Annotated in this window: 15 protein-coding genes; 12 read left to right on the top strand and 3 right to left on the bottom strand. The window is 63.9% G+C overall.

What is annotated here, in order from left to right; all coding sequences use genetic code 11:
• Positions 1-5: 5 nt before the first annotated feature.
• A complete protein-coding gene (locus EPD66_RS11355) occupies positions 6-2,789 on the bottom strand; it encodes an ATP-binding protein (RefSeq protein ID WP_185961372.1) in 2,784 nt (927 codons plus the stop codon).
• A gap of 402 nt (positions 2,790-3,191) precedes the next feature.
• Here EPD66_RS11355 and EPD66_RS11350 point away from each other — a divergent pair, with 402 nt between their 5' ends.
• The 8 genes from EPD66_RS11350 (at position 3,192) to EPD66_RS11320 (ending at position 11,344) form a co-directional block, all read left to right on the top strand.
• On the top strand, positions 3,192-3,470 hold the full coding sequence (locus EPD66_RS11350) for a DUF2849 domain-containing protein (RefSeq protein ID WP_185961371.1): 279 nt from the start codon (positions 3,192-3,194) through the stop codon (positions 3,468-3,470).
• Positions 3,471-3,472: 2 nt separating this feature from the next.
• Entirely contained in the window at positions 3,473-5,134 is a 1,662-nt protein-coding gene (locus tag EPD66_RS11345; RefSeq protein ID WP_142848623.1) for a nitrite/sulfite reductase, read from the top strand.
• Positions 5,121-5,540 (top strand): DUF934 domain-containing protein, encoded by a 420-nt coding sequence (locus EPD66_RS11340; protein ID WP_142848622.1) that lies wholly within the window; start codon positions 5,121-5,123, stop codon positions 5,538-5,540. Before EPD66_RS11345 ends, EPD66_RS11340 begins: the two co-directional genes overlap by 14 nt.
• 10 nt (positions 5,541-5,550) lie before the next feature.
• A complete protein-coding gene (locus tag EPD66_RS11335) occupies positions 5,551-6,276 on the top strand; it encodes a phosphoadenylyl-sulfate reductase (RefSeq protein WP_142848621.1) in 726 nt (241 codons plus the stop codon).
• Positions 6,277-6,343: 67 nt separating this feature from the next.
• On the top strand, positions 6,344-7,237 hold the full coding sequence (gene cysD / locus EPD66_RS11330; RefSeq protein ID WP_255448456.1) for a sulfate adenylyltransferase subunit CysD: 894 nt from the start codon (positions 6,344-6,346) through the stop codon (positions 7,235-7,237).
• Positions 7,237-9,132 carry a sulfate adenylyltransferase subunit CysN gene (cysN, locus tag EPD66_RS11325; protein ID WP_142848619.1) on the top strand — a complete coding sequence of 632 codons (1,896 nt, stop codon included), beginning with the start codon at positions 7,237-7,239 and terminating at the stop codon, positions 9,130-9,132. Before cysD ends, cysN begins: the two co-directional genes overlap by 1 nt.
• 341 nt (positions 9,133-9,473) lie before the next feature.
• Entirely contained in the window at positions 9,474-9,824 is a 351-nt protein-coding gene (locus tag EPD66_RS24045; RefSeq protein ID WP_185961370.1) for a hypothetical protein, read from the top strand.
• Complete coding sequence (locus tag EPD66_RS11320) at positions 9,821-11,344, top strand: FAD-dependent oxidoreductase (RefSeq protein WP_185961369.1); 1,524 nt, start codon at positions 9,821-9,823, stop codon at positions 11,342-11,344. The genes EPD66_RS24045 and EPD66_RS11320 overlap by 4 nt, the downstream gene beginning before the upstream one ends.
• Here EPD66_RS11320 and EPD66_RS11315 read toward each other — a convergent pair.
• A complete protein-coding gene (locus tag EPD66_RS11315) occupies positions 11,332-11,913 on the bottom strand; it encodes a DUF4334 domain-containing protein (protein WP_142848617.1) in 582 nt (193 codons plus the stop codon). The genes EPD66_RS11320 and EPD66_RS11315 overlap by 13 nt on opposite strands.
• Positions 11,914-11,968: 55 nt before the next feature.
• On the opposite strand from EPD66_RS11315, the gene EPD66_RS11310 reads away from it, so the two are divergent.
• The 4 genes from EPD66_RS11310 (at position 11,969) to EPD66_RS11295 (ending at position 17,182) form a co-directional block, all read left to right on the top strand.
• Positions 11,969-12,943, top strand: a complete 975-nt coding sequence (locus EPD66_RS11310) for a DMT family transporter (RefSeq protein ID WP_142848616.1) — start codon at positions 11,969-11,971, stop codon at positions 12,941-12,943.
• A gap of 87 nt (positions 12,944-13,030) precedes the next feature.
• On the top strand, positions 13,031-13,534 hold the full coding sequence (locus EPD66_RS11305) for a ferritin-like domain-containing protein (RefSeq protein ID WP_142848615.1): 504 nt from the start codon (positions 13,031-13,033) through the stop codon (positions 13,532-13,534).
• A gap of 193 nt (positions 13,535-13,727) precedes the next feature.
• On the top strand, positions 13,728-14,762 hold the full coding sequence (locus EPD66_RS11300; RefSeq protein ID WP_221930961.1) for an SDR family oxidoreductase: 1,035 nt from the start codon (positions 13,728-13,730) through the stop codon (positions 14,760-14,762).
• A gap of 386 nt (positions 14,763-15,148) precedes the next feature.
• Positions 15,149-17,182, top strand: coding sequence for a PAS domain-containing sensor histidine kinase (locus tag EPD66_RS11295; protein WP_185961368.1), 2,034 nt, complete (start codon positions 15,149-15,151; stop codon positions 17,180-17,182).
• A gap of 287 nt (positions 17,183-17,469) precedes the next feature.
• Here the strand turns inward: EPD66_RS11295 and EPD66_RS11290 are convergent, their stop codons facing one another.
• Complete coding sequence (locus tag EPD66_RS11290) at positions 17,470-18,966, bottom strand: Ppx/GppA family phosphatase (protein ID WP_142848612.1); 1,497 nt, start codon at positions 18,964-18,966, stop codon at positions 17,470-17,472.
• Between the last annotated feature and the right edge of the window lie 3 nt (positions 18,967-18,969).

The following is an 18,969-nucleotide window of genomic DNA, read 5'->3' as shown; positions in this document are numbered from 1 at the left end:
CCTCCTCAGTTCGGTTTGTCCTGCCGGGCTTCCGTCAGGGCCCGAGGGTTTCCGGCGGAAAGATGGCTGACGCAATCCCATAGGGCGGAGGAGGACAAGGGCTTGTGCAGCAGGACATAGCCCGCCTCATGGGCCTGGATGATGCTGTCCGCCGAGGTTTCCCCGGTCAGGATGATGCTGGGGATGGCATGGTCGTAGGCCCTCTGCAGCCGGTCGATGACCGCCCGCCCCGTCAATCCGTTGCGCAGGCGGTAATCCGAGATGATGAGATCCGGCACCTGTCCCTTCAGGGCCGTCAGTACTTCCTGGTCGTCGGCCCCGGAAATGATGCGGAAGCCCCAGGCCGCCAGTTGCAAGCTCAGGGCTTCGCGCACGCCCTCCTCGTCCTCGACCACCACCGCCAGGCCCTCGCCCTGTTTCTCCTTCCTCGTCACCTGCTCGATCTGGGCGACCGGCTGCGAGGCGGCCAAGGGAACGGTAATGGCGAAACAGGTTCCCTTGCCCAGGCGGCTTTTCAGGCTCACCGGATGGTCGAGGAGATGCGAAAGCCGGCGCACGATGGAGAGGCCCAATCCCAGTCCCTTGCTGCGGTCCCGTTCGGGATTGCCCAATTGATGGAATTCCTCGAACACGGCCTCGATCTGGTCGGCTGGAATGCCGATCCCGGTGTCGTAGACCTCGATCCGGACTTGGCTGCCGACACGGCGGCAACCGACCAGGATGCTGCCGTTTTCGGTGTATTTGATCGCGTTCTCGATCAGGTTGCGCAGCATCCGCTCCAGCAGGCCGGGATCGCTGCGCAGCCACAGGCTGGACGGCACCACCCGCAATGACAGGCCCTTCTCCTCGGCATGCAGGCGATATTCCGAGGCAACGGTGCTCAAGAGTTCCTGGATGCAGAAGCCGCGCATGTCGGGCTCGACGACCCCGGCATCCAGGCGGGAAACGTCCAGCAGACCGTCGAGCAGGTTCTTGAGCGCAAGCGTCGCGCGCTCGATATGGCCGACGATGCTCCTGCCGGGATGGTTCTCCAGCTGCATGGACAGGGCCGAGGTCAGCAGCATCAGCGACTGCACCGGCTGGCGCAGATCGTGGCTTGCGGCGGCCAGGAACTGGGACTTGGCCATGTTGGCGTGCTCGGCCTCTTCCTTCGCCGCCTCGGCCCGCCTTTCCGCCTCCTTCAGCGGCGTGATGTCCATCCAGACGAAGCTGAAGCATTGCCGCCCCTCGTACAGAAGCGGCGAGCCGGACACCAGGATGTCGATGATCCGCCCGTCCTTGGTCCTTTGGCGGCTCGCGAAGGCTTCCTGCGGCTGCTCGCGCCGGACCAGGCGATCCTCGATTTCCAGCATCTCTTCCAGTTTGAAGCCGACATCGATATCCAGCACGGTCAGGGATGCGAATTCCTCGGCCGTATAGCCCAAGGCTTCATGGGCCTTGGCATTGAATTTCAGGAAACGGAAGCTCTCGCTCTCAACGATGGCGACGCTGGCCAGTACGGTGTCGAACAGAGTACGGAACAACTCCTCGCTCTGACGCAACGCTTCTTCGGCATGTTTGCGCTTGGTAATGTCCTGAAAATAGGCAGCAAGGCCACTCTGCGTAGGACAGGCCCTAACGAGATACCATCCCTGCAACGGTGGATAATAGGTTTCGAATTCCGCCGCCTCCCGCGTGAACAGCACCCGTTCATATTGGGTAAAGACAGAGGCGTGCTGCACCCCCGGAAATACGTCCTGAAGAGCCTTACCGGTAACATCCCGGCCACCAAGAAGCAGATCCCGCGCCCTCTGATTGATGAAGACAATCCGCCAGGACCGATCCAGTTCAAAAACCCCGTCAGTAGTCGAGGCATAGACCTCGGCCAGGCGCTGCCCTGTCGCTCGGGCCGCCTCGGCCGCTCGCGTGCGGTCCCACCAGCGCAGGAAAAAGATCAGGATCGACACCGCCAGGAAGGCGGCAAGCCCCCCTCCGGCCCAGACGATCTGGCGTAAGGGCTGATAGGGGGCCTCGACCAGAGCCACGGGCGCCGCCACCGCCAGATTCCAGCCGGCCACCGGAACAGGGTACAGGATGCCGTAAGACGGGATGCTCTCAAGAGTGCGAGCCCAAAAGATCGATCCATAAGGCTGCCTCAGGCCGTCGCGGTATTCAGGCCTCATCGGACGACCAATAATCCCGTCAGAACGAGCGATGATGACATTGTTCCGATCGATGACAGCCACCATCCAACCGGATGGCAGGCCATGATCGTTGAACAATTGCACGAAGCTACTGGCAGCTATCGAGGCTGCTACGGTGTGGGTTACTGTACCATTGCGTACGACCGGCACCCGCACGACGACATAGGGCTGTCCATAGCGTTCGGAACTGTTGACCAGATTGCCCACCCAGGCCTGTTGCGTCGTCCAGACCCATTCCAAGCTTTCGGGAGAAGTGACTTCCTCTGCCTCGGAACGCAGGTTGATCAGAAGGCTGTCCCGGTCGCTTAGGGAAATGCTCAGCCAATGCGTCCTGACATCAAGCAGACGCTCGGCCTCTTGACTGAAGTTTTCGAAATCGCCCGCATCCAGGGTGGTCGACGCTGCCAAGCCCTGCAAATGAGCGATTTCCTCACGCAGCTGCTGCTCAACCGCATTGGCCGCGCTGGCAGATGTCTGCCGCAACAGGTTATGCGCCGCCTCGATCTGTTGGCCTTCGAACAGCCGCAACATGACGAAGGCGAAGACCAGCAGCGGGAGCAACGCAATAAGTACGAGCCCGAACCTGCGGGTCTTGCGGGATGTCAAGGATACCTCTCTAAAAAAGATCACTCCTGAGATAATCGGCTCCGCTTCTTTCACCATCCCGCTCCGGTATCTACCTCATGGGCAATAAACCCAGCAGTAATGATCATTACTGCTGCTTTGCACCCCGCCCGGCAGGGTTGGGAATTTCCCACAAAGACCGAGAAAGCGACACAGCTTTTCATCGCAAGTCGTGACGCTTGGCACTTCCTCCCCTGTCTGAAGGCGATCCCGCCTCTCGCTCCGGCAGCGGCCGGCATCTCCTCTTCCACACGAATTTAACATTTCATGCATGTTGTTTATGTAATTTTATACCTCCCGAGATGTTATTTGATCTTGACCAACGGCCCGGGAATGAAAAATACTCCCGAAGATAACTGGAAGGCTGAGAGGATAGATCCCCCCATGACAACGCAGATCGTGACCGCCAACCGCCTGCATGACGGGCTCGTTGTGTTCCGCGTGGGGGAAAGCTGGACCCAGTCACTGAGCGAGGCGCAGACCTACACGCCCGAAGAAGCCGCCGCCCTGGTCGCCCGCATCGAAGCGGAGGAAAAGACCCAGGTCGTCGGCGTCTACGCCGTCGAGATCGACGACGCGAAAGTGCCGACCAAGGGGCGGGAGCGCATCCGCGCGCTCGGCCCCACCGTGCGTCCAGACATCAGCAAGCAGGTGGAGGCCTGAGCATGTACCGCTACGACGAATTCGATGCCGCCATCGTCCGCACGCGCGTCGAGGAATTCCGCGATCAGGTGGAACGCCGCGTCTCCGGCGAATTGACGGAAGAGCAGTTCCGCCCCCTGCGTCTGATGAACGGCGTCTATCTCCAGCTCCACGCCTATATGCTGCGCGTCGCCGTCCCCTATGGCGAACTGTCCAGCACCCAGATGCGCAAGCTGGCCCATATCGCCCGCACCTACGACAAGGGCTACGGCCACTTCACCACGCGCCAGAACATCCAGTTCAACTGGCCGACCCTGGTGGACATCCCGAAGATCCTGGACGAACTGGCCGAGGTCGAGATGCATGCCATCCAGACCAGCGGCAACTGCATCCGCAACGTCACCTCGGACCCCTATGCCGGCGTCGCCGGCGACGAAGTGGACGATCCGCGCCCCTGGGCGGAAATCCTGCGCCAGTGGTCGACCTTCCACCCGGAATTCACCTATCTGCCGCGCAAGTTCAAGATCGCCATCTCGGGCGGCGCCGAGGACCGCGCCGCCGTGCGCTTCCATGATATCGGCCTGCGCGTCGTGCGTGGCGAAGGCGGCGATATCGGCTTCCGCGTCTGGGTCGGCGGCGGCATGGGCCGCACCCCGCGCGTGGGCCGCGAGGTCCGCTCCTTCGTTCCGGCTGCCGACCTGATGAGCTATCTCGAAGCCATCCTGCGCGTCTACAACCTCTATGGCCGCCGCGACAACAAGTACAAGGCGCGCATCAAGATCCTGGTGGACGAACTAGGCCTGGCCCGCTTCATCGACGAGGTCGAGGCGGAATGGCAGAAGTCCCGCGCCAGCGCCACGCCCCTGCCGGAAGAGGAAATCGCCCGCATCCGCGCCTATTTCGCGCCGCCGCCCCTGGCTTCCCTGCAAGACAATCCGGCCGAGCTGGCCGCCGCGCGCAAGGCCGATCCGGCCTTCGACCTGTGGATCAAAACCAATGTCTTCAGCCACAAGGTTCCCGGCTATGCCGCCGTCACCGTGTCGCTGAAGCCCATCGGCGGCATTCCCGGCGACGTGACGGCCGATCAGATGGACATGATCGCCGACCTGGCCGACCGCTTCAGCCAGGGCCAGCTGCGCGCCACCAAGGAACAGAACCTGGTCCTGCCCTATGTGCGCCAGGACCAACTGGCCGCGCTGTGGCGCGCCCTCGACATGCAGAACCTGGCGACGGCCAATCGCGGCTTGGTCTCGGACATGATCGCCTGCCCGGGCCTGGATTACTGCGCCCTGGCCAATGCCCGTTCGATCCCGATCGCCCAGGAGATCAGCAACCGCTTCGCCGATCTGCGCCGCCAGCACGACATCGGTTCGCTCAGCCTGAACATCTCGGGCTGCATCAATGCCTGCGGCCACCACCATGTGGGCAATATCGGCATCCTGGGCGTCGATAAGCGCGGCGAGGAAGCCTATCAGTTGGTCCTCGGCGGCGATGCCGGCGAGGGCGATGCCGCCATCGGCCAGATCACCGGCCCCGGCTTCTCGGCCGAAGGCATCGTCGATGCTACCGAAAAGGCCGTGGCGGTCTATCTCGCCAACCGCCGCGACGCGGACGAATCCTTCATCGAAACCTATCGCCGCATCGGCATGGCTCCCTTCAAGGAGGCTCTCTATGACGCTCGTTGAGATCACGCAGGACGGGAAAGTGCTGACGACCGAGCTTTCCGCCGCCCCCGAAGCGGATCTGGAACTCGGCCCCGACGCCGACCTGGATGCCGTCGCCGAGTCCCTGGCCTCGGCGAAACAGGTGGCCGTGCGCTTCCCCGCCTTCTCCGATGGCCGCGGCTATTCCATCGCCCGGCGCCTGCGCAACCAGTACGGCTATCGCGGCCGTCTCCTGGCGGTGGGCGACGTGCTGGTCGACCAGGTCCACCTGATGGCCCGCGTCGGCTTCGATGCCTTCCTCCTGAAGGAAGGCCAGAAGCCGGAAAAAGCCGCCCAGTCCCTGGCCCGCTACCAGTCCGTCTATCAGGCCTCCGCCGATGGCCAGCGGCCCGTCTGGGAATTGCGTCGCCGCAACAAGGCAGCCTAGGGGGAGCATCATGACAGCTGAAGCCAAACAGACTTCCGCCGCGGCACGGCTCGATGCCTTGCGCCATGCTTATGGCGATCTGGGGAGCGTCGAGCTGTTGCAAGCGCTGATCGCCAAGGAATTTCCCGGCAGCATCGCCGTGACCTCGTCCTTCGGCGCCGAATCGGCCGTGCTTCTGGACCTGGTGGCCCAGGTCGCCCCCGACACGCCGATCCTCTTCCTCGACACCGATGCCCTGTTCGACGAGACCATCGCCTACCGCGAAAAGCTGGTCCGCCGCCTCGGCCTGACCGACATCCGAATCATCCGCCCGCGCCTGAAAGACGTCCAGGCGACGGAAGATGTCTGGCGTACCGATCCCGACCGCTGCTGCTATCTGCGCAAGGTGGTTCCGCTGGAACGCGCCACCGCCGGTTTCGCCGCGCTGATCGACGGCCGCAAGGGCTTCCATGGCGGCGAGCGCGCCAACCTGCCGACCATCACCCTGGGCGCCAACGGCGTCTTCAAGGTCAGCCCGCTGGTGCGCTGGACCGAGCAGGAAATCGAGCAGGCCTTCACCGAACGCAAGCTGCCGCGCCATCCGCTGGTGGCCCAGGGCTACCGCTCCATCGGCTGCTGGCCCTGCACTCGTCCCACCGCGCCAGGCGAATCGCCGCGCGCCGGACGCTGGGCCGGACGGGGCAAGAGCGAATGCGGCATCCATAGCAACACCTTCTCGGAAGGAAGCGGCATCTGACCGCTTTCTCCCGTTCCAATTTCCTTCCGTATCTCTTCACCTTAGCGAATAAAGAAAGACCCCGATGCTGGCACACCTCAAGCAACTCGAGGCCGAGAGCATCCACATCATCCGCGAGGTCGCTGCCCAATTCTCCAACCCGGTCATGCTCTATTCGATCGGCAAGGATTCCTCGGTGATGCTGCATCTGGCGCGCAAGGCCTTCTATCCCGCGCCGCCGCCCTTTCCGCTGATGCATATCGACACGACCTGGAAATTCCGGGAAATGATCGCCTTCCGCGACCGCATGGCGCGCGAGGCCGGAATGCAGCTGATCGCCTATACCAATCCCGAAGGACTGGCTCGCGGCATCAATCCCTTCGACCACGGTTCGGCGCTCTATACCGACATCATGAAGACCCAGGCCCTGAAGCAGGCCCTGGATGCCTACGGCTTCGATGTCGCCTTCGGCGGGGCGCGCCGCGACGAGGAGGCCTCGCGCGCCAAGGAGCGCGTCTTCTCCTTCCGCACCCGCGCCCATCGTTGGGACCCGCGCAACCAGCGCCCGGAATTGTGGCGGGTCTATAACGGCCGCGTCGCCAAGGGCGAAAGCGTACGCGCCTTCCCGCTGTCCAACTGGACCGAACTGGATATCTGGCAGTACATCCACGCCCAGGACATCCCCGTCGTGCCGCTCTACTTCTCCGCCCCTCGCCCGGTGGTCCAGCGCGACGGCCAGTGGATCATGGTCGATGACGACCGCCTGCCCCTGCAACCGGGCGAAGTGCCGCAGATGCGCAAGGTCCGCTTCCGCACGCTGGGATGCTATCCTCTGACCGCCGCGGTGGACTCCGAGGCCGAGGACTTGGCCGGGATCATCACCGAGATGATGGTCTCGCGCACCTCCGAACGCCATGGCCGCCTGATCGACAAGGACCAGGCCGGGTCGATGGAGAAGAAGAAGCAGGAAGGTTATTTCTGATGACCCTACAGTCCCGCGCCACGGCTGAACTGGCCGCCTATCTGGAACAACAGGGCGATCTGGGCCTGCTTCGCTTCATCACCTGCGGCAGCGTCGATGACGGCAAGAGCACCCTGATCGGACGGCTGCTCTACGACTCGAAGATGATCTTCGAGGACCAGCTGGCGCAGCTCGAAGCCGACAGCCGCCGAATCGGCACCACCGGCGGCCAGATCGACCTGGCGCTGCTGGTGGACGGCCTGCAGGCGGAACGCGAACAGGGCATCACCATCGATGTCGCCTATCGCTTCTTCGCCACCAACCGCCGCAAATTCGTCGTCGCCGACACGCCCGGCCACGAACAATATACCCGAAACATGGCGACCGGCGCCTCGACGGCCCAGCTGGCCGTCATCCTGGTCGATGCCCGCAAGGGCGTGCTGACCCAGACCCGACGCCATTCCATGATCGTCGGCCTGCTGGGCATCCGCCATGTGGTGCTGGCTGTCAACAAGATGGACCTGGTGGAATACAGCCAGGCGCGCTTCGAGGAAATCGCCGCCGAATTCGCCGAATTCGCCAAGCAGGTGGGCATCCCGAACGTGCAGCCCATCCCCATGTCGGCCCTGACCGGCGACAATGTGCTGCAGCAGAGCCGGAACATGCCCTGGTATGACGGGCCGACCCTGCTCAGCCATCTCGAAACCGTCGATGTCACCAGCGACGACACCGCCAAGCCCTTCCGCATGCCGGTCCAGTGGGTCAACCGCCCCAACCAGGATTTCCGCGGCTATGCCGGCACCGTGGTCGGCGGCAAGGTGCGTCCGGGCGACCGCATCGTCGTCCTGCCCTCGATGCGCCAGAGCAGCGTCCAGCGCATCGTCACCTTCGACGGCGATTTGGACGAAGCCGTCGCCGGTGATGCCGTGACCCTGACCCTGGCCGACGAAATCGACATCGCTGCCGGCGACGTCATCGCCCTGGCCGACCAGCCCGCCGAGGTCAGCGACCAGTTCGCCGCCCATCTGCTGTGGATGGGCACCGAGCCCATGCTGCCCGGCCGTCAGTACCTGCTGCGCATCGGCGCGGTGACGGTCCCGGCCGAGGTGACCGAGCTCAAATACAAGATCAACGTCAACACGCTGGAACATCTGGCGGGCAAGGCGCTGGACCTGAACGAACTGGCCTTCTGCAACCTGGCCCTCGACCATGCCGTCGCCTTCGATCCTTACGAGCAGAACCGCGACATGGGCGGGTTCATCCTGATCGACCGCTTCACCAATGCCACGGTGGGCGCCGGGATGATCGCCTTCGGCCTGCGCCGCGCAACCAACCTGGCCTGGCACAAGCTGGACGTGGACAAGGAAGCCCGCGCCAAGCTGAAGGGCCAGTCGCCCTGCGTGCTGTGGTTCACCGGCTTCTCGGGCTCGGGCAAGTCCACCATCGCCAATCTGGTGGAGAAGAAACTCCACGCCCTGGGCCGCCACACCTATGTGCTGGACGGCGACAATGTGCGCCATGGCCTGAACAAGGATCTGGGCTTCACCGAGGCCGACCGTGTAGAGAACATCCGCCGCATCGGCGAGGTCGCCAAGCTCTTCGTCGATGCCGGGATGATCACCATCACCGCCTTCATCTCGCCCTTCCGGGCGGAACGGCGGATGGCCCGCGAATTGATGGGCGAAGGCGAATTCATCGAGGTGTTCATCGACACCCCGCTGGAGGAATGCGAAAAGCGCGACCCCAAGGGCCTGTACAAGAAGGCCCGCGCCGGCAAGCTCGCCAACTTCACCGGCATCGATTCGGCCTACGAACCGCCGGAGACCCCGGAATTGGTCATCCGCACCCAGGAAATCTCGGCGGAAGACGCCGCCGAGAAGGTGGTCGCGATGCTGCGGGAACGCGGCTACATCTGACAGGCTGGAAAAACTCCTGTTTCCATCGGGATTCCCGCAGCAGCGATATTAAACGGTTCGCATCTCCACCGGCCCCGACCAAGCCTGCTCCACAAATTCTCCTTCTGCCGCCCCTAGCGCATTCCCAGCCGCTAGGGGCTTTTTTTTCTGTCTTGCAAGGACAGGCTGCTCCTCCGGAAGAGACTCCCGAAGGACTTAATCTGTCGTCCTTTTCGTATAGTTCTGTAAGAATCCTGAAACGATTTAGCGGAGAGCGTGTTTATCTGGCACATCTTATGGATTCGAATCCGAAGCCGATGAAGAGAAGAGATTTCCTTTTCAGCGCTTCCGCCTGTGCCCTCATGACAGCCTTTCCTGCTTCCGTCGGCAAAGTGCTGGAAGGGCAGGATGCCGCCGCATTCCCGCTCGATACCGAGGGATTGAGCGACATCTTTCTCGACCCTCTTCAGGCCATTCATCTCGGGCGGCATTACCTCGACCAGCATGAGGGCAAGGCAAAACCGCCCCTGGAATGGGCCGCCCTGCCCCTCGGCCAGCAAAGCCCGCCCTCGCGTCTGGCCGAATATTTCGCCAAGACCTCGCGGCGCGACCTTCAGGGGGGCAAGGTCCAGCTTGTGGACGGCTGGGTCATGACCCCGACGGAAGCGGGCGCCTGCGTCTGGGCCGCCCTGTCCGTTCGGGCCATCTCATGATTTCCGATCTCCGCACCCGCGACAGCGACCAGCCGATCCTCGCCGACATCTGCATCATCGGCGGCGGGGCCGCGGGGATCACCATCGCCCATGAACTGATCGGCAGCGGCCTGTCGGTCTGCCTGCTGGAAAGCGGCGGGGTGGATTACGACCCGCCGACTCAGACGCTCTACGAAGGCATAACGACCGGACAGCCCTATTTCCCCCTGGACGCCACGCGACTGCGCTATTTCGGCGGTTCCACCAATCATTGGAGCGGCTGGTGCACGCCCTTGATGGACATCGACTTCAAGCCCCGCCCCTGGCTCAAGGACAGCGGCTGGCCCTTCTCCGCCGAGCATCTGCATCCCTTCTATGAGCGGGCGCAGCATCTCTGCCGCCTGGCCAGCTATGCCTACGACCGGGCGCCATGGCCGGAAGACCCGCCGCTCCCGGCCTTCGACCCCGCCCTGATCCAGCGGCGTTTCTGGCAGGTCAGCCAAGTAGAGCCCTGGGACATGCCGGTCTCCTTCAGCACCGCCTATCGTCCGGCCCTGGAGCTGGCCGACAATGTCGAGGTCATCCTCCACGCCAATGTCACCAGCATCGAGGCCACGGAAAATGCCCAGGCCGTCGATCACCTGAGGGTGTCCACCCTGGAAGGCAAGACCGCCCGGGTCCAGGCGCAATATTACATCCTGGCCTGCGGCGGCATCGAGAACGCCCGGCTGCTGTTGTTATCGGACAGCGTGGAGACGGCGGGGCTGGGCAACCGCCACGATCTGGTGGGACGCTATTTTCAGGAACATCCGCATATTCCGGTCGGCGAGGTCTTCGTCGGCAGCCTGCTGCACGATCGCCTGCAAGGACTGCAACCCCATGAGCATGAGGAAGTCGTCTTCCTGGCAGGGCTGTTTCCGGCGGAAGACTTCCAGCGGCGCGCGCGGATCCTCAATACCAGCATCATGCTCGGCGACATCCTGCCCATACAGGCGGAGCACCCCATCCCCTTGCCCGGCCGGTTGCTCCGCTATGGTCCGGGCCCCCTGTCCCTGACCCATTCGGCCCCGCTCTTCGCCCGCAGCGAACAATTGCCCGATCCCGAAAGCCGCATCCTGCTCAGCCATGACCGCGACTCCCTGGGACTGCGCCGCCCGCATCTGCACTGGAAGCTCAACGACATCGATTGCGAGACGATCTCGGTCTTTACCAAATTGGTCGGTGCCGAGATCGCCCGGCTGGGACTGGGCCGGGTGCGCGTCGCCGACTGGCTGCGCGAGGAACGGCCCAGCTTTCCGCCGGATCTATATGGCGGCAACCATCACATGGGCACGACACGGATGTCGGAAGATCCGAGAAAGGGCGTGGTCGACGCCGATTGCCGCGTCCATTCGGTCCACAACCTCTTCATCGCCGGCAGTTCGGTCTTTCCCACATCGGGCGCGGGCAATCCCACCTTCACCATCGTCGCCCTGGCTCTGCGCTTGGCCGATCACATGAAGGACCTCTTCACCCTCGATCACGCCTATTACTCGCGCTGACCGGAGGAATCGGGCTCTTCCCGCCGCAGAGTGAAGAAGAAGGGACGCTCCATGCCGCGCAGGTCCATCACGCCCAGCAGAGTGTTCCGGTCGATCCTGCGGAAGAGATCGCAGATGGGCAGGTCGTCATAGATCATCGCCGCCGTGACCACGCCGCGATGCTCCATCATCCGCAACCGCGCCTTGGGCCGGGATGTCCGCAGCAGGCGGCGCGACACAGCGAAGGCAGCCTGGATCCCCCGCCCCTGGGCGAGGCCGGGCGCCAATTGCGCCAGGCTCACCGGCATCAGGGCGGGATTGAGCGGGAAGACCGCGCCGTCCCTGCCCTGGAACAGCAGCGGATGGACCCGTTCCGCATCCAGCATCTCCTTGCCGTACCAGCCCAAAGCCTCCAGCAGGCCGTCCATGGGATGGCCGGTATGCAGTCCGCCCCCACGCCAGCGGCCGAGACAGTCCGCGATCCGGGCGGGCGGCTGCGCATCGAAGAAATCCAAGGCCTCGGCCGAGGCGACGCCCCGCCTTTCCCTCTCTAGCAGCCATTGCGTCGCGGAAGACCTTTCGCCGTCCATTTCGCCCTCGATTCCCACTCTGGCGATGGCACCCTTCTTGACCTAATGTGCCGCCATGACATCCCGCCATACCCATCTCGATACCCTTGCCGTTTCCATGATGGTCGCGCTTTGCGCGGCCTGGGGGCTGCAATCCGTCGCCATCAAGTTCGCCATGGCCGAGGCGCCGCCGATCTTCCAGGCGGCCGTGCGGTCGATCGGCGCAAGCCTTCTGGTCCTGTTCTGGGCCAGGCTGCGCGGGCAGAACCTGTTCAGCCGGGACGGCAGCCTGTGGCCCGGCTTATGGGCGGGCGTGCTGTTCGGTGTGGAATTCCTGCTGCTCTATTCCGGCCTGAACTACACCTCGGCCTCGCGCGCCATTCTCTTCCTCTACACCTCGCCTTTCGTGGTGGCGCTGGGGGTTCACCTGCTGGTGCCGGGCGAGCAGCTCGACCGCATCCAGGCCGTGGGGCTGGTCTGCGCCTTTTCCGGCGTCGCCGTCGTCTTCGCCGACGGCCTGAGCCTGCCGACCTACGACCAGATGTTCGGCGATGCCCTGATCCTGCTGGCCGCCGTCTTCTGGGGCGCGACCACCATCCTGATCCGGGCCTCGCGCCTGTCCGTCATTCCGGCGTCGAAGACCCTGTTCTATCAGCTCGCCGTCTCGGCACTGATCCTGCCACCGGCCTCCCTTTTGGTCGGCGAAAGCTGGCCCCAGGCGCCTCTGGACCTGGCGCCCGTCACTTGGCTGGCGATCGTCTATCAGGTCGTCGGCATCGCCTTCATCAGCTATTTCTGCTGGTTCTGGCTGATCGGCCGCTATCCCGCCGGGCGTCTTGCCGCCTTTTCCTTCCTGACGCCGCTTTTCGGCATCATCGCCGGCGCCCTGCTGCTGGACGAGCCGGTGACCCTGAAGCTGCTGGCAGCCTTCCTGCTGGTCGCCCTCGGCATCCGTCTGGTCAACCGCACTTCCTGCAAGCGCCGTACCGACCGGAAGGAAGCCGCCCCACTGGAGGAGGAACGCTCTTCTTCATCAGGGGCCTCCTCCTGAGAAAAAGGATGAGGTCCTCTCGCCCAGGAACCCACCACCATGCTTTCGGGTTAGTCGGACGGATGGCTAAAACACGGGAGCATTTTCATGAACATCAACTCCGCCCAGGACCTTCTGATGCTTGAACTGCGCGAAATCTACAGCGCCGAGAAGCAGCTTTCACGGGCCCTGCCGCGCCTGACGAAATCCGTGCATACCGACAAGGTCAAGGAGTGCCTGCAGGAACGGGTCGAGCAAAGCCGCCGCCTGCTCGAAGACGTGGATCAAGTCTTCGAGGAATTGAACCTGTCCAAGGGGCGCCAGAAGAACCTGGCGATGGAAGGGCTGATCGAAGACGCGCAGCAGCTGGCCGAATCCATCAAGAGCACCGAAGTGATGGACACGGCGCTGATTGCCGCGGTGCAGAAGTTGGAACATTACTGCATCGCGGCCTGGGGCACGGCGGCGGCCCTCAGCCGCAGCCTGGGTCATGATTCGGCGGAAAAAGTGTTCCAGAAGGCCCTGCAAGAGGGCAAGAACTTCGACAAGATGATGACCGACCTGGCGGTGAATGAAGTCAATCCGACCATGGTGGAAAAGACGGCCCACTGACGGCCCGTCCTTTCCTGAAATCCCAAGCAGGACAGCCGCCCGGGGAGGACCGCCCCGGGCGGTTTCTTCCTTAACCCCGACCTCCGCCGAATCTCGCGAACCACTGCCCTTCCCACGGGGTTCTTCCTAAGTCCCTTCCCTGTACGCGGGACCCGGCTCGGAAAAGAAGACGGCATCGGCCATGGAGGATGCAGTGCGACTCAAGCCTCTTACGGAACAGACCATCGTCATCACCGGGGCAAGCAGCGGCATCGGCCTCGCCACGGCACGGGAAGCCGGTGCGGCGGGCGCCCGCGTGGTCGTCGCGGCGCGCAACGAGGCGGCCCTCGACCAACTGGTCGCCGAGATCGAAGCCGCCGGCGGATCGGCCCTTGCCGTCAAGGCGGATGTCAGCCACGAGGCGGAGGTCCGCCACATCGCCGAACAAGCGGTCATACGCTTCGGCGGCTTCGATACCTGGTTCAACAATGCCGGCACGACGATCTTCGGCAAGACCGAGGAGGTCAGCCTGGCCGATCACCGCCGCCTGTTCGAAACCAATTACTGGGGCGTCGTCCACGGCTCTCTGACCGCCTTGCCCCATCTGCGCCAGCGCGGCGGGGCCTTGATCAACATGGGCAGCATGCTCAGCGACATTCCCGCCCCGCTGCACGGCCCCTACAACGCCACCAAACATGCCATCAAGGCCTTCACCGAGACCCTGCGCATGGAATTGCAGCATGACGGTGCGCCGGTTTCCGTGACCCTGGTCAAGCCTGCCGCGGTCGATACGCCGCTCCAGGAACATGCCACCAATTACCTGCCGGTCAAACCCATCCTGCCGCCGCCGGCCTATCTGCCCCGGCTGGTGGCGCAATCGGTCCTGCAAGCGGCGCAGCAGCCGATGCGCGAGCTGCTGATCGGCGAGGTGGCGCAGATGTTCTCGCTCGCCGGGCGGCTGTCCCTTCCGGCCACCGAGCAATTGCTGGAAGCCAGCATGTTCCGCCTGCAACAAAGCGATCAGCCGGACCTCAACCGCCACCCCAATCTCTATAACAGCACCACCGGCGGCCAGGAACGGGGCGACCATCCGCTGGTGATCGGCGACAGCCTCTATACCCGCTTCGTCTCCACCCCCGCCGTCAACAGCGCTGGCAATCTGGCCAGCAGGATGGCGAATACCCCCATGGCTTTCGCGGGCTATGCCCTGGCCAGGACGATGGAGGGCTTCATTCGCCGCCCGCACTAGCCGCCGCCCCACCATGAGAAAGAGACTCTTTTAATCTACTTATGAGAGAATAGGCTTTCTTCCTCATGGCGTGGACGGAGCCGCTCATGGACGACATTCCCGGCAGGTCAAGCCTTTCCCCCGCATGGAAGGGGCGGCTATACCCGACTCATGGCCATCCCCTTTGGGGGCCGCTTCCCATCCCTTCGCCCCGCGCCGGGGAAGGCCCGGGAATAAGATTCCCTGGCGATAGGGTATAGGTGCCTTCCTCTCTTGCCCAATGAGGAAAGCTGTTTGGCACAAGGCGGCAGTGCTATGCTATGAGCAGAAGAGCTCGGAAAATTAGGAATGACACTGGGGGCTCTGTGACACCGGGGGCAAGCTGGACGGCATCTCTGGCCACTTTGGTGGTTGCGGCTGTCGCTCCGATCCTCGTCTCTGCGACAGCCGCCGTCTTCGTCCTGGTCGAACGCCAGCAGACGATGATGGAAGACGAGTTGCAGGCCACCACCCGCGCCGTCCTGACCGCCGTGGACCGCGAGCTTGAGAAGCAGATCCTGCTGGTCCAGGGGCTGGCTTCCTCGCCCTATCTCGATACCGGCGACTTCCCCGCCTTCTATCAGGTGGCGCTGCGCTTCCAGGCCCTGGAAAGCAGTTGGGGCAATGTGGTAGTCACCGATCCCCAGGGGGAACAGCAATATGTCAACACCCTCTATCCGCTGAAGCCCGACCCGCTGTTCTTCCATATCGAGGGGGACAGCATCCGTCAGGCGGCCGAAAGCCAAAGGCCGGTCGTCGGCCCCATGGTGCAGCGCGGACGCTTCTTCGAGGCCATCTCGATCCCCGTGCGCGCGCCGGTGATCATCCGGGACGAGGTCCGGTATGTCGTCTCGGCCACCGTGCGCCCGGAGAAATTCATCCAGATCCTGCAGGACCAGGAACTGCCCTCGGGGCGCCTCGTCAGCATCTTCACGCCCGATTTCTCCATCGTCGCCGATTCGACGAATAACGACCTGATCGGCCAGCCTGCCAATTCCTCGTGGTGGCACAAGGCCACCTCCTCCCAGCCGGGGGTGACGCCGGTCTTCCTGGGCGACAACCGCGAAGTCCTGGCGGTATTGCAGCAATCGCCCGATACCGGATGGTGGGTCGCCATGGGGACGACCCCGACCGCCTTCTGGGCTCCGCTGCGCCAGAGCATCGTCGTCGTCGGCATCGTCGGCCTGCTGGCCTCGAGCCTGTCCCTGGTCCTGTCCCTGGGCATCGCGCGCAGCATCCGCAGGCGCGCCCTGGCCGAAAAGCGCGCCAAGGACGAGGAGATGCATATCAACCAGGAACGCTTCATCACCGCGCTGCATCTGCGCGGCATCTCGGTCGCCAGCTTCGACACCGACCTGCGCTACACCTGGTTCTATCATTCCAATTCCGGTCGTCACCTGCCCGAACTGGCGGGCAAGACCCATTACGATTTTTACGAGGACGAAAGCGCCGACCGCATCCGGGACTTCCTGCGGAATGTCCTGCAGACCGGCAAAAGCGGGCGGATCGAGATTTCCCTGCAGCCCCGGGGCCGCAAGGTCTGGCATCACTACGACTTGGTCGCCGCCCCACTGACCGACGCCACGGGGCGGCTGATCGGCCTGACCAGCGCCGCCGCGCGGATCGACGCGGAAGTGGAGGCGCGGCGCAAGCTGCAGGAGGCGGTGGCGACCGCCACCCGCGCCGATACCGCCAAGTCCCGCTTCCTGGCCGCCGCCAGCCACGACTTGCGCCAGCCCTTCCAGGCGATGAACCTCTATCAGCAGGTGCTGGAACTCAGTTCCCTGCCGCCCAAGGCTGCCCAGGCCCTGGAAGGATTGAGCAAGGCCATGAAGGCCGGCGAGGAATTGCTGACCTCCTTGCTGGATGTCTCCTCCTTCGAGGCAGGCACCATCAAGATCCATTCCTCGGTCTTCCCCCTCGACGTGCTGATCGAGGAAATCGCCCAGGAATATTACGAGATGGCCGAGCAATCGGGCCTGCGGCTGAAGATCCACGGCCTGCCCGTCATGGTCGAGACCGACCGCGTGCTGCTGAAGCGCATGCTGCGCAACCTGGTCAACAACGCCTTCCGCTACACCAACCGGGGCGGCATCCTGATCGGCTGCCGCCAGAGCGGTGGCAATGTCCTGATCCAGGTCTGGGATACCGGCAGCGGCATCCCGGACGACAAGCTGGACATGATCTTCGAGGACTTCTACCAGCTGGGCAATCCCGAGCGCGACCGCACCAAGGGGCTGGGGCTGGGCCTGTCGATCGTGCAGCGCATGGCGCACCTGCTGGGCCTGCGGATCACCGTGGCCTCGCGCCTGGGACGCGGCTCGGTCTTCACCATCGTCCTGCCGGAAAATGCCCTGCACACACCCGCCCCGCCCAAAAGATTAGCGGCGGCGGGAGCGTGAGCGGGGCTCGATCGTGATGCGCTTATGCGGGTCTCAGTCTGCAAAGCGGCCATGCTTCGAGACGGCCCTGCGGGCCTCCTCAGCATGAGGTTTAACATGTTGAGATATTTATCGAATTAGCCTCATGCTGAGAAGCCGCCCTGGCGGCGTCTCGAAGCATGGGGCGGGCCCGGCGAGGGCAAGATATAACAGGCCGCGGAGACATTCCTGCTTCCATCGTCATTCCCGCTCTCGCGGGAATGACGATGGAAGCAGATAGAGCCGACTTTTTCCGCAGCCTGATAAAGCTAGACCCGCCTGATTTCGAAGCTCTCGCAGTTGATGGCCTTGGCCAGCTTGTCGAAACGCTTGTCCGAGATATCGGGCATGAAGGCGGGGTCGTCGCCGGGCACATCGAGGACCAAGCTTTTGCCGTCGACATGCAAGACCGTGCGGCGCAGCAGATGGGGCAGCCCGCCCGAGACGCTGTGGCCCAGGCGCAAGGCCATGCCGACCAAGCGGGCGCGCCGGGTCGCCTCCTCATCGAGCAGGCGGCAGGCCTGTTTGGCGACCGCGCTGTCCTCGCTGCCGGCATAGCGGAAATAGACCGACAGGGCCAATTCCGCCCGGTCGCGATGGTCCAGCCCCATGAAGGGGAGACGCAGCAGCCGCAGCAAGGCCTGTTCGGCCCGATAATCGGGATGCTCGTTCCAGAAGATGTCGCCCAGCAGGCAGGCGGCCAGGCGCAGGCGGCGGTGGTTGGGCTCTTCCTCTTCCGGGAAGAGCGGCGCCATCCAGGACAGGATTTCCCCGCCATGCTCGGAAAAGCGCCCGGCCTCGCGGGCCATGGCGACACAGGCGGAAAGCAGCGGGTCCTGCGAGCGCATCTTGCCCGGCAGGCGCTTGAAGAACTGCCCCTCGCGCATGCCGTAGACCGAAAAGACCAGCTTTTCCGGCTCGATCGCCAACAGCACCTTTTCCAGCAGCAGGGCCGCCAGCGGCAGGGTCGGCACGCGCTTCTTCGGCACGCCGGGGATCTTGTCCAGCGACTTGATGCTCTGGCGCGAGATCAGGTCGATGATGCGCAGCGCCTCGGCCCGGTCCAGCATGAAATTGTCCAGGACCAGCAGCGGATGGCCGGTCTGGGCGATGCAGATGCGCGCGATCGCCCGCCATGCCCCGCCCGAGGCATAGAGCATCTTCGCCTTGCCCGGCACCAGCCAGGGCAGCGAGGCGAGATGCCGGTCGATATAGTCGCTGGCCTTGGCGCGGTTACCGCCCGAGGCCTCCTGAAGGCGCAGCACGCCCAGCGGCAAGGTGGCATGCCTGCCGAAACTGCCGTCATGCACCTCGACCAGTTCGACGCTGCCGCCGCCCAGATCGGCGACCATGCCTTCGGCCTCGGGATGGCCGCAGATCACGCCCAGCGCCGCCAGCTTGGCTTCCTGCCCGCCCGACAGCACCTTCACATGGACGTCGTATTCCTTTTCCACCCGCTCGACGAAGTCCCGCCCGTCGCTGGCGTCGCGGACCGCCGCCGTCGCCAGGATGTCCAGGCTTTCCACCTTCATCGCCCGCGCCAGCCGCACGAAGCGCCCGATGGCCGCCAAGGCCGCCGGTACGCCCTTGGGACTGAGACGCCCGCTGGCCCCCATTCCCTCCCCCAGGGCGCAGACGGCCTTTTCATTGAAGATCGGAACCGGCGTCCGCGAATAGCCGTCATAGACCACCATGCGGATGGAATTGGACCCGATATCGACGACGGCCACCGGCTTCTGGCGGCGTTCCCCCCTGACCCGCACCATGCG

This window comes from Telmatospirillum sp. J64-1, assembly GCF_006980715.1.
Classification (GTDB): domain Bacteria; phylum Pseudomonadota; class Alphaproteobacteria; order Rhodospirillales; family Magnetospirillaceae; genus Oleiliquidispirillum; species Oleiliquidispirillum nitrogeniifigens.
Note: the sequence above shows the minus strand (reverse complement) of the source record. Positions and strands in the feature narration are given on the sequence as shown.